13 protein-coding genes are annotated in these 15840 nt (G+C 65.7%); 5 read left to right on the top strand and 8 right to left on the bottom strand.

The window, feature by feature from the left end; genetic code table 11:
* The first annotated feature begins 7 nt into the window (after positions 1–7).
* The gene (locus tag A5680_RS02305; protein ID WP_055399295.1) at positions 8–790 is read left to right on the top strand and encodes an SDR family oxidoreductase; all 783 of its coding nucleotides are present in this window, start codon (positions 8–10) and stop codon (positions 788–790) included.
* Here A5680_RS02305 and A5680_RS02300 read toward each other — a convergent pair.
* From A5680_RS02300 to A5680_RS02285, 4 genes are all read right to left on the bottom strand, one after another.
* A complete protein-coding gene (locus A5680_RS02300; RefSeq protein WP_067815690.1) occupies positions 783–3701 on the bottom strand; it encodes an RND family transporter in 2919 nt (972 codons plus the stop codon). The genes A5680_RS02305 and A5680_RS02300 overlap by 8 nt on opposite strands.
* Positions 3698–4132, bottom strand: coding sequence for an MmpS family transport accessory protein (locus A5680_RS02295; protein ID WP_197281027.1), 435 nt, complete (start codon positions 4130–4132; stop codon positions 3698–3700). Before A5680_RS02295 ends, A5680_RS02300 begins: the two co-directional genes overlap by 4 nt.
* Before the next feature lie 297 nt (positions 4133–4429).
* Positions 4430–5038: a TetR/AcrR family transcriptional regulator gene (locus A5680_RS02290; RefSeq protein ID WP_055399290.1), complete on the bottom strand. Its 609-nt coding sequence runs from the start codon at positions 5036–5038 to the stop codon at positions 4430–4432.
* A gap of 166 nt (positions 5039–5204) precedes the next feature.
* Positions 5205–6134 carry an alpha/beta hydrolase gene (locus A5680_RS02285; RefSeq protein ID WP_067815687.1) on the bottom strand — a complete coding sequence of 310 codons (930 nt, stop codon included), beginning with the start codon at positions 6132–6134 and terminating at the stop codon, positions 5205–5207.
* Positions 6135–6272: 138 nt separating this feature from the next.
* On the opposite strand from A5680_RS02285, the gene A5680_RS02280 reads away from it, so the two are divergent.
* Together A5680_RS02280 and A5680_RS02275 are read left to right on the top strand one after the other, a co-directional pair.
* Complete coding sequence (locus tag A5680_RS02280) at positions 6273–7640, top strand: aldehyde dehydrogenase (RefSeq protein ID WP_369827590.1); 1368 nt, start codon at positions 6273–6275, stop codon at positions 7638–7640.
* 671 nt (positions 7641–8311) lie between these two features.
* On the top strand, positions 8312–9997 hold the full coding sequence (locus A5680_RS02275; RefSeq protein ID WP_067815685.1) for a GMC family oxidoreductase: 1686 nt from the start codon (positions 8312–8314) through the stop codon (positions 9995–9997).
* Between the two features lie 82 nt (positions 9998–10079).
* Here A5680_RS02275 and A5680_RS02270 read toward each other — a convergent pair whose 3' ends face one another.
* The 4 genes from A5680_RS02270 to A5680_RS26145 form a co-directional block, all read right to left on the bottom strand.
* A complete protein-coding gene (locus tag A5680_RS02270; RefSeq protein WP_067815682.1) occupies positions 10080–10688 on the bottom strand; it encodes an LGFP repeat-containing protein in 609 nt (202 codons plus the stop codon).
* A gap of 194 nt (positions 10689–10882) precedes the next feature.
* The gene (locus A5680_RS02265) at positions 10883–12895 is read right to left on the bottom strand and encodes a serine/threonine-protein kinase (protein ID WP_082970237.1); all 2013 of its coding nucleotides are present in this window, start codon (positions 12893–12895) and stop codon (positions 10883–10885) included.
* 115 nt (positions 12896–13010) lie between these two features.
* Positions 13011–13631: a sensor domain-containing protein gene (locus A5680_RS02260; protein ID WP_231977544.1), complete on the bottom strand. Its 621-nt coding sequence runs from the start codon at positions 13629–13631 to the stop codon at positions 13011–13013.
* Between the two features lie 190 nt (positions 13632–13821).
* Positions 13822–14253: a hypothetical protein gene (locus A5680_RS26145; RefSeq protein WP_231977543.1), complete on the bottom strand. Its 432-nt coding sequence runs from the start codon at positions 14251–14253 to the stop codon at positions 13822–13824.
* A 300-nt stretch (positions 14254–14553) separates the two neighbouring features.
* On the opposite strand from A5680_RS26145, the gene A5680_RS02250 reads away from it, so the two are divergent.
* Together A5680_RS02250 and A5680_RS02245 are read left to right on the top strand one after the other, a co-directional pair.
* A complete protein-coding gene (locus tag A5680_RS02250) occupies positions 14554–15372 on the top strand; it encodes an alpha/beta fold hydrolase (RefSeq protein ID WP_067815670.1) in 819 nt (272 codons plus the stop codon).
* Positions 15373–15501: 129 nt separating this feature from the next.
* On the top strand, positions 15502–15810 hold the full coding sequence (locus tag A5680_RS02245; RefSeq protein ID WP_067815667.1) for a hypothetical protein: 309 nt from the start codon (positions 15502–15504) through the stop codon (positions 15808–15810).
* Positions 15811–15840: the final 30 nt, after the last annotated feature.

The following is a 15840-nucleotide window of genomic DNA, read 5'->3' as shown; positions in this document are numbered from 1 at the left end:
AATCGCAGTGGCAGATCGGTTGGCCGGAAAGGTCGCGCTCATCAGCGGGGGTGCGCGGGGGATGGGGGCCTCGCACGTGCGGACGCTGGTGGCCGAGGGGGCCAAGGTGGTGTTCGGCGACATCCTCGACGACGAGGGCAAGGCGGTGGCGGCGGAGGTCGGAGACGCGGCCCGCTATCTGCACCTCGACGTGACGAAACCCGAGGACTGGGATGCCGCGGTGGCCACCGCCCTCAGCGAGTTCGGTGGCATCGACGTGCTCGTCAACAACGCCGGCATCATCAACGTCGGCACCTTCGAGGACTACGCGCTCTCGGAGTGGCAGCGGATCCTGGACATCAACCTGACGGGCGTGTTTCTCGGCATCCGCGCCGTGGTGAAACCCATGAAGGAGGCCGGGCGGGGATCGATCATCAACATCTCCTCCATCGAGGGGATCGCCGGCACGATCGCCTGCCACGGGTACACCGCCACCAAGTTCGCCGTCCGCGGGCTGACCAAGTCGGCCGCACTTGAGTTGGGGCCCAGCGGGATCCGGGTGAACTCGATCCATCCCGGGCTGATCAAGACGCCGATGACCGAGTGGGTGCCCGAGGACATCTTCCAGACCGCGCTGGGCCGGATCGCCCAGCCCAAGGAGGTCTCCAACCTCGTCGTCTACCTGGCCAGCGACGAGTCGAGTTATTCGACCGGTTCGGAGTTCGTGGTTGACGGCGGCACGACGGCCGGCCTTGGCCACAAGGACTTCTCGGCGGTCGACACCGCCGGGCAGCCGGAGTGGGTTACCTAACGGGGGCGAGGGATTCGGCCTCTTCGGGCGCCTTCTCGTCGCTCGGCTTGGGCCACGGCGAGGGAACCGGGCGCTGACGCACGCGTTGCGGCCACCAGAACCACTTGCCCAGCAACGCGGCGATCGATGGGGTCATCAGTGACCGAACGATCAGGGTGTCGAACAGCAGACCCAGTCCGATCGTGGTACCCACCTGCCCGATGACCGTGAGCTCACTGACCGCCATCGTCATCATCGTAAAGGCGAACACCAGGCCGGCCGAGGTGACGACCGAGCCGGTACCGCCCATCGACCGGATGATTCCGGTGTTAAGCCCGGCGTAGATCTCCTCCTTGAACCGCGCCACCAACAGCAGGTTGTAGTCCGCACCCACGGCCAACAGGATGATGACCGACATCGCGAGCACCATCCAGTGCAGTTCGATGCCGATGAGGTGCTGCCAGATCAGCACCGATAGGCCGAACGACGCGCCCAGCGAGAGTAAGACGGTGCCCACGATCACCGCGGACGCCACCACCCCGCGCGTGATCAGCAGCATGATGATGAAAATCAAACAGAGCGAAGAGATCCCGGCGATCAGCAGGTCATAGGTGTTGCCGTCGCTGAGGTCCTTGTAGATCGACGCGGTGCCCGCCAGATAGATCTTCGACCCCTCCAGCGGCGTGCCCTTGAGCGCCTCGTACGCGGCCTTCTTGATGGCGCCGATGTGCGAAATGCCTTCCTGCGACATCGGATCGCCGTCATGGCTGATGATGAAGCGGACCGCGTGCCCGTCGGGCGAAATGAAGTTCTTCATCCCCTTCTTGAACTCGGCGTTGTTGAAGGTCTCCGGCGGCAGGTAGAACGAGTCGTCGTTCTTGGACGCGTCGAAGGCCTTACCCATGGCGTTGGAGTTCTTCTGCGCCTCGTTCTGCTGATCCTGTAGACCCTTCTGGGTCGAATACATGGTCAGCATCGTGGTTTTCATGGCCTTCATGTTCTCGATCATCGACGGCATCAGCGCCACCATCTGCGGCATCAGCGTGTCCAGATGGTCCATGATCGGCAGCAGGCTCTCGATGTCGTCGGTCATGATGTCGATGCCGTCCAGGCCGTCGAACACCGAGCGCAGCGACCAGCACACCGGGATGTCGTAGCAGTGCCGTTCCCAGTACAGGTAGCTGCGGATCGGCCGGAAGAAATCCTCGAAATCGGCCATGTGCTGGCGCAATTCGTTGATGTCGATGGTCATGTCGTGCATCTTCTTGACCATCTGATGCATGTCGTTGGCCATCTGCGCCGTGATGCTCGACATCTTTTCCATGCTGTCGATGGTCGTCTGCATCATGTCGGCCTGGTGCAGCATGTCGGCCATCTGGTCTTGTTGGTACTTCTGGTTCATCTGCTGGGTGACGCCCTGCATGCTGATCTGGAATGGGATCGACGTGTGCTCGATCGGCGTGCCCTGTGGCCGCGTGATGGCTTGCACGCGGCCGATTCCGGGCACCCGGAAGACCGTCTTGGCGATCTTGTCGATGACCAGGAAGTCCGCGGAGTTGCGCAGGTCGTGATCGCTCTCGATCATCAGCACTTCGGGATTCATCCGCGCCTGGGAGAAGTGCCGATCCGCGGCCGCGTAGCCCTCGTTCGCGGGCAGGTCGGCCGGCAGATAGTTGCGGTCGTTGTAATTGGTGCGGTACCCGGGCAGGGTCAGCAAGCCGATCAGGGCGATCCCGATCGTCACGACCAGGATCGGCCCGGGCCAGCGAACCACGACCGCGCCGATCTTGCGCCACCCGCGAATGCGTTGCGTCCGCCGGGGTTCGAGCGTCCTGCGGAAGCGGGTCGCCACCGAAATGACCGCGGGCCCAAGCGTGAGAGCCGCCGCCACGACCACCACCATGCCGATGGCCAGCGGGATGCCCAGCGTCTGGAAATAGGGCAAGTTGGTGAAATGCAGGCAGAAGGTCGCGCCGGCGATAGTCAGACCCGACCCGAGCACCACGTGAGCGGTGCCCTTGTACATCGTGTAGTACGCGTCCTCGCGTGACTCGCCCACGGCACGGGCTTCCTGATATCGCCCGATCAAAAAGATCGCATAGTCGGTAGCGGCCGCAATCGCCAACGTGACCAACAGGTTGGTGGCGAACGTCGAAAGCCCAATGATCTTGTAATAGCCCAGGAAAGCGACCATTCCTCGCGCGGCCGACAGCTCGAAGACCACCATCACCAGCGTGAGCAAGACGGTGACGACCGACCGGTAGACCAACAGGAGCATGCCGATGATCACCGTGAAGGTGGCCGCGGTGATGACCTGCAGGCTGCGGTCGCCGGCGGTGTGCTGATCGGCCGAAAGCGCCGCGGGCCCGGTGACGTACGCCTTCACCCCGTGGGGCGGGGGCAGGCTCTTGACGATGTTCTGGACGGACTCGACCGACTCGTTGGCCAGGGCCTCGCCCTGGTTACCCGCCAGGTACACCTGGACGTAGGCGGCCTTGCCGTCGTTGCTCTGGGCGCCCGCCCCGGTGAGCGGATCGCTCCACATGTCCTGCACGTGCTCAACGTGTTTGGTGTCGGCGTCGAGCTTCTTGACCATTTGGTCGTAGTAGGCGTGGGCGTCGGCGCCGAGGGGATTTTGGCCCTCGAGCACGATCATGACCGAGCTGTTGGACTTGTACTCGTTGAAGATTGCGCCCATGCGCTTGGTCGCGACGACCGACTGCGCGTCGTCGGGAGTCATCTCCACCGAGCGCATCTTCCCCACCTCGTCCAGCTGCGGGACGACGGTGTTGAGCACCGCGATGATCGCGATCCAGCCCAGGATGATGGGCACCGCAAATGTTCGGATCAGCCGCGGAATCTTGTCCCGAATCGGTTCGCCGGCGACGGCGGGGATGGTGTCGGTGCGGGCGTCATCGAAATGTGCGCTCATGCGGATTTCACCAAGCAGAAGGTCAGGGCGTGCACGCCGTTGGTTTGGTTCTCGGCCTTGACTTCGTCGTCGATGGTGATGCGGCAACCGAGGGAATCCCCGTCGCTCTGCGCCGACAGGTTCGGGAATACCGATGGTGCGGTCGTGCTGAGCACCAGCGTCCACGGCAAGGGCGCGCCGTCGACCCGCTTCGGGTCCGCGGACAGGTCCAGGTAGTTGACATTCGCGCTGCTGGCCGAGCCGAATACCTCGTACTTGACGACCTTGGGCTTGAAGGGCTTGGAATCGTCCAGGCGTGGGCTGGTCATGATGCCCGTGTCCTGGGCACCGAAAAAGGACTTGACCCGGGCCACGGCAAAGCCGCCGACCACCAGGACCGCGACGATCAGCAACGGCAACCACGCGTTGCGCACAAGCTTCGATACCTGCACCTAGGTGATCCCCTTCCCGTCAGGCGGCCGCCATCTCGTCAGCGTCAGCGTGGCCGGCGCACTGCCCATGGGCAGGGAAGCGCCACAATTTGCGTTGCGCCGCAATGGTTTTGCCGATCACTTGATGCGTGCGCGCTCGAACGCCCGAAGCGGGTACGGCTGCCCAAGCGCACCGGCAGTCGGCCCTGGTACCGGCGACACCTACTTCATGAAGCGCTTCCGGAGACTGCCTGATGAGCATAGTACATATTGTGCATATCTTGCACGTCATGCAATAAAGGGCAGCGGTGTTTCAGGTCACTTCGTGAAGATGCCGTTGACCAGCGCGGCGGCCCGTTCCACGTAGGGCATCGGCGTGTCGTCGGTGGCGCCGGCTTCTCCGCTGGACCAGCGCTCGATGCCCGAGCGCACGGCCGTCAAGGCGAGCGCGGCGATCAGCGCGGGGATCTCGTCCTCGGGGCGCATGCCCTGGCGACGCGCGACGACGTCGGTCAGGTGGTTCTGGAACCGCTCCAGCTCGGCGAGGAACGCGGCCAACACCGCTGGGGAGGTCTTGGCGAGTTCCAGCATGCCGGCCGCTTGTTCGCGTTTCGGCGGCACGTCGCGCAGGTGGTGTGCGGCCAGCGTGATGAGCTCCGCCAGCACCACCGAGTAGGGGGCGGGCCCCGCCGCGACGAACTCCGCTACCAGCTCCGGGGGTATGTCCGACGGGCCGTATGCGATCGCGGACTCTTTGTTCGGAAAGTAATTGAAGAAGGTGCGCGTCGAGACGCCGGCGTCGGCGCAGATCTCGTCGATGGTCACCTTGTCGAATCCGCGTTCCAGCGCCAGCCGCACCGCGGCGTCGCGGATGTCGGCGCTCGTCTGGCGGCGGCGGCGCTCGCGCAGGCCGACCGGGTTGGACATCCACCCATAGTTGCACGTTCTGCACACTTTGCAGTCAAAAGGCGCCGGATTTGGGCCGCCCGTCCCGTCGGAGGGCGGGTGCGGTGTTCCGCGTCGCGGCGGCCGCCAAGGGCACGTTCCGTTTCGCGGGACCGCGAATGCCCCTGGCGCGCAACATACTTCGTCGCTAGGCGCGGGGCGCGACCAGGGCGTCCCGAAGGTGATCGCACTGGCTGCTGAAAAACTTCACCGAAACCGGGGCCTTGTCCACAATCTGGTCGAACGCGTGGAACGCGCCTGGGGCGATCTCCTCGTGCACGGGAACCCCCGCCTCGCGCAGGCGTCGCGCGTAGAGGCGGCATTCCTCATAGAAGAGGTCCAGCGTGCCGACCCCGATCCATGCCGGCGGTAGGCCGGACAGATCGTCGCGACGCGCCGGGGCGGCCTCGGTGGGATCCGCGCCGTTCAGGTACCAATGCCACGCCAGCTGGTTGTCGGTCTCGGTCCACATGATGCGTTTGGGGCCGCCGTGTTTGGTGCCGGTGCGATCGTCGAGCATGGGATACACCAGCATCTGAAAGATCGGGCGGACGTCTCCGCGGTCATGGGCCCGTTGCGCGATCGCCGCCGCGAAATGCCCACCGGCGCTTGCGCCGCCCACCGCGATTCGGTCCGGGTCGACCCAGGGTTGACGCGCGAGCCACAGCAGCGCCGCGTAGCAATCTTCGACCGGAATCGGATAGGGATGCTCGGGGGCGAGGCGGTGTTCGACCGCCGCGATCGCGACACCGGTCATCCGCGACAGCTTGCGAAGGTATTTGTCGTCCTGGGCGGCGTGGCCCATGATCGTGCCGCCGCCGTGAACCCACAACAGTGCGGGTGCCCGCTCGGGAAGACCGGCCGGGCGGTGCAGGCGAACGGTGACGTGCTCGTCGACCGCCGCCTCCGGCACATCGCGCAGCCGCCCGGTGCTACTGAAGACGTTCATGATCGCGCGCTGAACCTTGAGACCCCGATGCAGGGCGTATCCGCGGGGCAGGAACCGGGCGACCTTGCGCAGGCCCGGGTTCACCGCCTGCCGGGCGGTGAAGGCGTTGTCGGCCGACCAATTTGCCATCAAGCCCTCTATCCTTCGGCCCCCGCGGACACGCCGACCATACCGGACCGGCAATCTGCGCCGGCGCAACTTCCCGGCCTGACCAGCGCCGCTCGGGCGCGGCTGATTGGCCTTTCGGGGGACAGGGTATCCGGGGTCGTGGCTTCGACCCTTACCAAAATCATCAGCGTCCTGGATCCACGCACCGGCGACACCGTCACGCAGGTGCCGATCACCGAGCCGGCCGACTGCGACGAAGCGGTCGGGCGCGCCGCTGCCGCCGCCGAGGCGTGGGCGCGCACGTCGCCGGCCGAACGGGCTGCCGCCGTCGCGGCTGCCGCCGACGACGTCCGCGCCGCGGCCGACGAACTCGCCGAACTGAACGAGCGGGAAACCGGCAAGCTGCGCGACGACGCCCGCGCCGGCGTGGACGCCGGGATCGACACGCTCCTGCAATACGCCCAACTGGGGCCCCTGCACCGCGGGCACGCCCTGCAGGGCGGCTGGTCGGCCACCGATCTCATGGTTCCCCAGCCGCGCGGCGTGGTCGCGGTCATCACCTCGTGGAACGATCCCGTCGCCGTGGCGGCCGGGCTGCTCGGCGCGGCCCTCGTCACCGGAAACACGGTCGTGCACAAGCCAAGTGAGCGCTGCCCGCAAACGGGGCGCCGGTTCGCCGAACTGCTGGCGGCTCGACTGCCCACAGGCGTGCTCGAGATCGTGGACGGCGACGGAACCGTCGGGGAACGGCTGGCGGGCGCGGAGCAGGTCGATGTCGTCGCCCATGTCGGCAGCAGTGCGACCGGCCGGGAGATCGCCCGGGCCTGCGCCGAACGCGGCGCCAAGGCGCTGCTGGAAAGCGGCGGCAACGACGCGTTGATCGTCGACGCCGACGTCGACCCGACCTGGGCGGCCGCCCAGACGGCGCTCGGCGCCTTCGCCAACGCCGGACAGATCTGCGTGTCGGTGGAACGCGTCTACGTCGTGCGATCGATTGCCGACGCGTTCCTCAACGCGTTGATCGACGAGGCGATCTCGTGGGCCGATCGGATCGGGCCGCTGGTCGACGAGCGTCATCGTGAACACGTGCACGCGCATGTTGAGGACGCCACCGGCAGCGGGGCCCACGTGCTCGTCGGCGGCGAGCCGCGACCCGGGCCCGGCTCGTTCTATCCGCCCACCGTGTTAACCGATTGCACACCCGACATGCTCGTCATGCGCGAGGAAACGTTCGGTCCCATCGCGCCCGTGCGGGTGGTGCCCGACTTCGCCACCGCGTTGACGGAGGCGGCGCACGACCGCTACGGACTTGCCGCCACCGTGCTGACGGGCAGCATGGCGCATGCCCAGGAGGCATGGCGCAGCCTTCCGGTGGGCACCGTCAAGATCAACGCCGTCGTCGGCGGCGCGCCGGGCGGGGCCTCCGAGCCTCGCCGCGCCAGTGGGACGGGGTTCGGCTTCGGACCCGAACTGCTCGACGAGCTGACCGCGGTCAAGGTGGTGCACTGGTCGCCACCCGGGGGCTGACGGTCGGGCGCGGCCCCACCATAACGTCACAGTGACGAATTGCGTTGGGGCGGCGCCTCATTCGTGCGGCGGGGGCGTGCGTGTCTTCGGTCGAGATTGCTGCCCGGGGGACAGCCGGCCGTGGCCCTATGGGGCGGGTGGGCAAGCCCGACGGCGGGAAATTCTGCAGCCGAGAAACCATGCGGAACCGGAAGGCGCAACGCTGAGACCCGTTCGGTATTGGCTGATGTGCCATGACGATTGGTGGCATGCGAAGGGGCGTGCCAGGCATCAAATCGTCACCGTGACGTATTGATGCCGCCGAGTCCATCGACAGCGGGTGAGTCCCGAGGTGGCACTGCCGGCCCTTCGGGCGCACCGCGCGCATCCCGGCGCCGAGGTATCGGCGGTTGATGCGTGTGCGTTCTCGCGGCCCGCGGCGCGCGACCGAAAGACCATCCGAGACCGACCGGAGCGGAGAGCTGTGAGCGGCTGCGCACGAGACGACGGCCGCTGCCAGGCTTTTCGGGTGGGCGGCGCCGAACGGCCCGGTTGCCGGTGTGCCGATAAGCGACATTATGTCAAGTTGAGCTACCGCGTACTGCCCTGCCGCTCAACGGTTCTCGCTTATCAATCGAGGCCCATCATTCCTCGGCGGGATGTGGTGGTCATCGCGCACACTAGGACTCGCAATGAATCCGGTTGCCGAATTCGACTTCATCATCGTGGGGGCAGGCAGCGCAGGCTGCCTGCTCGCGAATCGGCTCAGCGCCGACCCCGATCGCCGTGTGCTTCTGGTTGAGGCCGGCGGCAAGGATGACTGGTTCTGGATCAAGGTGCCGGTGGGCTATCTGTACACGATCGCCAACCCCCGAACCGACTGGTGCTTCACCACCGAACCCGACCCCGGTTTGGCCGGCCGCAGCATTCACTACGCGCGCGGCCGGGTGATCGGCGGCTGCTCGTCGATCAACGCCATGATCCACATGCGCGGACAGGCAAGTGACTACGCGCTGTGGGCGGAGGCCACCGGCGACGAGCGCTGGCTGTGGGGTGGGACGGACAGTCCCGGCGAGACACTGGCGATCTACAAAGGGTTGGAGAACTACTACGGCGGAGCCGACGACTGGCACGGCGCCGGTGGTGAGATCCGCGTCGAGCTACCGCGCGTGCGCTGGAAGATCCTGGACGCCTGGCAGGCCGCCGCCGCCCAGGTGGGCATCTCCCCGATCGATGAATTCAACCAGGGCGACAACGCCGGCTGCGCCTACTTTCACGTCAACCAACGGCGCGGCCGGCGCTGGTCGATGGCCGATGCCTTCTTGCATCCCATCGCCCACCGGCCGAATCTCACCGTCTACACGCACACTCAGGCGTTGCGGCTTTTGATGGATGACCACGTCCACGAGGCCCAGCGACGGGGCGCCTGGACCACGGCCCGGCGCCGCATCGCCGGTGTGCGCCTGCTCAAAGGCGGCCAAATCGTCGACATCCGGGCGCGCCAGGAGGTGATCCTGAGCGCCGGAGCGATTGGGTCGCCGCATCTGATGCAGGTCTCGGGTCTCGGCCCGGCCGGCCTGCTCGCCCAGCATCAAGTGCCGGTGGCCGTCGATCTGCCAGGAGTGGGCGAAAACCTCCAGGATCACTTACAGATTCGAACGATCTACCGGGTCCGGGGCGCCCCGACCGTCAACACCCTGTACCGGAACTGGATCGCCCGCGCGGGCATGGGACTTCAGTACCTGCTGTTGCGATCGGGGCCCATGACGATGCCGCCTTCCACCCTGGGGGCTTTTGCCAAGAGCGACCCCGCGCTGGGAAGTGCCGATCTGGAGTGGCATGTGCAGCCCTTGTCGTTGCCGAAGTTCGGCGAACCCCTGCACCCCTTCGGCGCGATCACTCCCTCGGTCTGCAACCTGCGACCCACCTCGCGAGGCCATGTGCGCATGGCCAGTGCAGATCCCCTCACCTACCCGAAAATCTCCTGCAACTACCTGTCGACCGACGCCGATCGTCAAATCGCCGTGCGGGGCCTTCGGATGACCCGGCAGATCATGGCGGCGCCGGCCCTCGCCCGCTACCGCCCGCAGGAGTTGCTACCTGGGCCGCAGGTAGTGAGCGATGAAGCGCTGCAGAAGGCGGCCGGCGAACTCGGTACGACTATTTTCCACCCGGTGGGCACCTGCGCGATGGGAGCCTTTGACGCTCGCGGGCGGCCGCATTCGGCCGCCACGGTGCTCGACACGGACTGCCGCGTGTACGGCGTCGCCGGCCTTCGGGTGGTCGACGCCTCGGCCATACCCACCATCATCTCCGGCAACACCAACGCGCCGGTCATGCTCATCGCAGAGCGCGCCGCGCGGGCGATTGTGGGATGAGTCGGCCAGCCGGTGGAGTCTTGATGCGAGCCATCCAAGTGGCGATGTGCGGTAGCGGCGAGGGCGCCGTGCGCAATTCGAGCTAGAGCCCCGATGGGACGACCTTGTCGTTTACCGTCACCGCGACCTGGCCGGTCGCCGGGTTGTACTCGACCTTGCCGTGCTCGAAGGTCGACACCTGCAGGTCGCCGATGGCGTTCACGTCACTGGTGGGCAAGCCCAGCGGCCCTGCCGAACCGTTGGTGCCGGTGACCGCGGGCGTGCCGTCCGGGCCACGTGGGACATTCCAGGCCTCCCGGATCTTGCCCACGATGATGTACGCCGGTGTGTCGGCCGCGCCGTTCCTGGCTATGATCGCGCCGCCCTGGAATTGCTGGAACACCGCGCCGCTGTCCCGCGTCCCCGCGTTGCGGTCACCCGTCAGCGGCTTGCCGAGTGCCTTCTTCTGATCCTCCGTTGCCGACGAGTACTTGACCGCGATCGGGCCGGTCAGAGTCACCTCGACGTCGCGCTCCCCTATGAGCTTCACCTCGGTGGGCGGCGCCGGGGCTTTTGACGTGGACGTGGCGCTCACCCCGACCTGAGACGGCGCCGACGCGTCGACGCTATTGCCATTGCTGCAGCCCGCAGCGATCAGCGCGACGGCGGCCAGGCCGACGATTGCCGTGTGGCGGTTTGCGATCGTTCTCATTGGCTTCCTCTCGCGTCTTGCTGTGGCGGGTCAAGTTGCGGTTGACCTTTCGCCCGGACGGGACTTCAAACCGAATCACTTGATGCGCAGGCGATCGCCCGAACGAACTTACAACGCGGTCTTAGACGGCAAGCCAGAGCACCGAGTAAAGATCCACCGGTGCGCCACGACATCCAGCGGCAAGTGCCCCGGCGTCAGCGCTCGATCACTGTCAATGAGCCATGGTTGAGGTCGCTGCTGACGTAGGCGAAGTGCGTGACTGGGTCGACGGCGATGGCGAGTGGATTGTTTCCGACCGCAAGGATTCCGGTGACGATGCGTTTGGTGGTGTCGACCACCGATACCGACCCACCGCTGTAGTTGGCCACGTAAGCGGTGTTCGTCGGCGGGTCCACTGCCACCCCCGCGGGGCGTTGCCCGACAGGCACACTAGCGGTGACGCCGAGGCTGATCGTGTCGACGAACGACACCGATGCATCGTCGCCGCTGGCGATATAGGCCGTGTGCGACGCGGTGTCGATGGCGATCCCGGCCGGGTGGACGCGAAGCGCGACGGAACCGACGACAGTTCGGTTCGTGGTATCGATGACGGTCACTGTTGGATCGGCAGTGGTGACAAACAAGCGGTGCGCGTCTCGATCGATGGCTACGCGGCTTGGGCCTTTTCCGGTGGGCACCGTCCCTGTCACGGAATGCGTCGTCACGTCGATCACCGATACCGATGCGCTATCACCGTTGGTGACATAGGCGATCCGGGCATCCGGGTCGACCACTACCCCGCCCGGATGGCTGCCGACACCGATTCTGGCGACGACCGTGCCATTGGTGGTGTCGATGACCGACACCGAGGAGTCGTCGTAGTTGGTGACGTAGACGGTCCGGGTCGATGGATCCACGGCAACACCCACCGGGTGGCGTCCTACCGCGATGGTGGCTGTGACCGTACGGCTGCCGGTATCGACCAGCGACACGGAGTTGGAGCCGGTGTTCGCGACGTAGGCGGTGTGGCCGGCCGAGTCGACCGCGACACCGAAGGCCCCATTGCCTACCCGTACTGAGGTGGCGATCGTAGGTGGACCGCTTGGCACGGCGGTGACTCCCGAAGTGGGCGTGCCTCCCCCGCTAGGCGCCGACGGCGGCGGGGCGGCCGTCGCCGGTCGCGTCGCCTGCGTAGATCCAGCCGTTGAAGTGTGTGCGCGCATCAGGTATAGGCTCGCGCCGCCCAACACCAGGACCCCGCCGATCACCGCGGCGGCAATCGCCCAAGATCGCTTGGCGCGCTTACGATTCCCGGCTACCTGCTTCTGCGCCTGCTGCGTTGGCTCGCTCGGCCATGAGGCCACTCGAGTGGGGGCAGTGACGTTGTCCGACGGTACATTTGGGTCCCGCGCATGCAGCGGCACCGTGATCGCGTCGCGCGCGGCGCGTGCCATATCCACAGAGGTGGCGTAGCGCTGGGCCGGGTCTTTGGCCATGCCGGTGGCGATGACCGCATCGAATGCCGGGGGCGCGCCGGAGTCAGAGGGGCGCGGCGGCGGCGCCGACAGATGCCCTGCCAGTTGTTGCTCGATGCTGTCACCCGGAAATGGGGCGCCTCCCGTCAAGCACTCGTAGAGCACGCAGGCCAGCGCGTAGATGTCCGAGCGTGCATCGGCCTCACCGACTTTGAAGCGCTCGGGTGCCATGTAGCGCAGCGTGCCGACCACCGCGTCGGTGCCGGTCAGACCGGTCTCGCCTAGGACACGTGCGATCCCGAAATCGATCAGATACGCAAAGTCATTTTCATCGAGCAAGATGTTGGATGGCTTGATATCCCGATGCACCAATCCGATCTTGTGCGCGGCGTATACGGCGTGTGCCACCTGCTCGACGATGTGCACCGCCCGTGAGGGAGGCATTGAACCGGAGGAGGCCAGCACGGTTGCCAGGTCGCGCCCTTCGATCAGGCGCATGTCGACGAATAGCCGCCCGTCGATCTCGCCGTAGGTGTGAATAGGCACCACGTGAGGGTTGTTCAACCGTGCCGCTGAGTGGGCCTCGCGGCGGAATCGCTGTTGGAACGTCTTGTCCGCAGCAAAATGCGCCGGGAGAACTTTCAACGCGACTATCCGATCGGTGACGGTGTCATAGGCTCGCCAGACCTCGCCCATGCCACCTCGGCCGAGCAAGTTGATTAATCGGTACCGGCCGAACGGGGTCCCTTCCATGGAAACCTCCCGATGGCAGCAATCAGCAACACCATAGTCCACAACTGACGCGGTTTGGGGAAACTCCCGCAACGGCCGGCTGGCAGCTAAGAGCGGAGGCGCGAGTCGACAACGCTCAAGAGATCTTCTTCGCGATTTGGTGGGCAATCTGAGCACCCCGGTCGCCGACATCCTCGGCGCAGGCGCTCACATCGATGACGATGTTGTTGGAGGCCGTCAACGCCCGTTGGCACGCCCAAAGTCCCCCGCCGTCTTCTTGCACCCGCGTTATCGTCAAAACGCTGTCCTCCACGCGGGCCTTACTGAGCGTCCAGTAGTGGGGTGCGGGGTCGCCCGGGTCATGGAGATCGACACGCCGGTTGTCACAATTCGCCCAGCCCGCTACCTGGCCGGAGTAGAAGTCATTCGCGGCTAGAGCCCCCGGGAACGCCACCACCGCCTGGTAGGCAATGTGATCCGCGTTATCGCGACGGTCCTTCAGTTGCTGTACGCGCACGGCCGTCCAGCCGCTGCCTTGGTAGGAGTAATCCTGTGCCTCGGCCCAGACCAAGCATCCATCGGCGAGGGGCCGATTGGTGTACATGGTGTCGCCCGATTCGGCCACCTCCATGTGGGCGGCCATGATGGAGCCGATTTCGGTTGGGCTGAGCAGCAATCCAGACAGCGCACTGGTTGGAAGCGGTTGAGGCGCATGGCCCATCGTCGGAGCGGCTACCACTTTTCCGTCGACGTTCACCGTGCACCCGGCTGCCAGAGCGGACAGCGCCAGAAGCGCGAGCGCATACCTGCCTGCCGGCCCGCTCGCTCCCCTGGTTCCTCGCATCGGTCCTGTTAGCCGCCTAACTGTTGAATCGTCACCAAATGCGAAGCCGCTCCAAGCGCTCGGCGACCACTACCCAAACGTTCGGACGCCGCCGTACCCGCTACTAGCCCATGGTCAAGATGGCGACCGCGGCTACGCCGATCACCGCCATGAGAGCTACGAAGATCACGGTTATCGCCGCGCGGACGACCTCTTCTTCCGTGGGTCGCCACCGCGGTCTCAGTTCGGCGAGAACAATTTCCCCTTGCCAGGCAGTAGCGTTGACTCTCGCTACCGCCCACGCGACATCGTCGTGTGTGTGAGAAATGTATTTCTCGATTGGCTCGTGCGCGGCAATTGCGGTTGTCATATCAGCCCCCCAAGCTTGCGGACGCCGATCGGCGTTGAGCGGAAAAGCTTTCAGACTTTTCCTAAATCCAATGATACGAGTGCGAAAATCACGATTGCGGTAACGATCCTTAACGGTCGCAGCACGGAGTCGTGCTCGGCTGACGGCGCCCTTGCCTCGCTCTGGCGGCGCAATGGGGTGCTTCAACCTGAAGACGGTGCCATCGAAGGCTGGATCAAACAGGTTTGTCCACTCTAAAACCGAACCAGCCGGGTCGTGGCGCGCTCGGCGTCATCGAATACCGTCCCTTCGGTATAGGCCACGTTCAGCGCATGCTCGTAGGCGTACCCACCACTGGCGACGGGGCCCAGATCGTCCTTGGCGCAACGCAAGACACCCGCTAGCTCGCCGGCATCAATTTGTTGAAAGCCCGCAAGAAAAAACTGGTGATATGCGGTTGACTTCTACTCGAGCGCGGGGTGTGCCCGTGACTGCGAGAGGACGACCATGCCTACCATCACCACGCCGGACGGTGTCGAGATCTTCTACAAGGATTGGGGCTCTGGCCAGCCGATCGTTTTCAGTCATGGCTGGCCGCTGACGGCCGACGACTGGGACGCGCAGATGATGTTCTTTCTGCACGAGGGCTATCGGGTGATCGCTCACGACCGGCGCGGGCATGGCCGATCCGAGCAGACCGGGACCGGCAATGACATCGACCACTGGGTGGCCGACCTGGCCGCGTTGACCGAACAGCTCGACCTGCGCGAGGCCGTCCATATCGGGCACTCCACCGGCGGCGCCGAGGTGGCCCGCTACGTGGCGCGCCACCAGGAGCGGGTCGCCAAGGCGATACTGGTGTCCTCTCCGACCCCGAACATGGCGCAGGCCGAGGACAATCCGGGCGGGCAACCCCAGGAGTGGTTCGACGCGGTGCGGGCGGGTGTCTTGGGAAATCGATCGGAGTTCTACCGCGCGGTGCCCGAGGGTCCGTTCTACGGATTCAACCGACCGGGGGTGGAACCCTCCGAGGCGGTCATCGCGAACTGGTGGCGACAGGGCATGTCCGGCAGCGCCCACGCGCACTATGAGACCGTGTCTTCCTGGCTCCACGACTACTCCGAGGATCTGCGCGCGATCACCGTTCCCGTCCTGGTGATGCACGGCGACGACGATCAGATCGTGCCGTTTGCGAGCTCGGTCCCCCGGGCGGTCAACCTACTGCAGAACGGCGCGTTGAAGACCTATGCCGGCTACCCGCACGGGATGCTGACCACGCACGCGGATGTCCTCAACCCGGACCTGCTCGCGTTTGTCGCGTCCTGACCGGCGACGTCAAACGACGTGGCGGCCACGGCTACTGCCCCAAGTTGGGATCGGTAGTGGCAAGCGCGTTGTCCACTTCAAGTCGAGAGCGGCCCGCAGTGGGGCGCCACCCGACAGAATTGGACGATCATGATGCGACGAATCGTGCGGTTGGCGACCACCGCCTTGGTTGCCGGCGGTTTGGGTGTCGCGGGTCTCGGGCTCGCCGCCGGAACCGCCAACGCCGATGGCGGCCCGCACCGCTGGTGCCCCGGAGAGCCACTGCCCCCGACCGGCAACCACGTCACCAATCCGGTCATTTGGGACAACAACATCTGCCACACGTACTACTACGTGTACTTCGGGCAGGGCAACGTCGCCCAGAACATTTGGGACGGCGACAACCCGCCGCCTCCCCCGCCACCAGCGGCTGCGGCCGGTTTGCTTCGTCGCCGATGAGCAACTCCAGCTCGGCGACGGTGGGCGCGT

The sequence above is a fragment of the Mycobacterium sp. E2989 genome (assembly GCF_001667595.1).
GTDB lineage: Bacteria > Actinomycetota > Actinomycetes > Mycobacteriales > Mycobacteriaceae > Mycobacterium.
The sequence above is the reverse complement of the archived record's forward strand: the minus strand, read 5'-3'. Positions and strand labels throughout refer to the sequence as shown.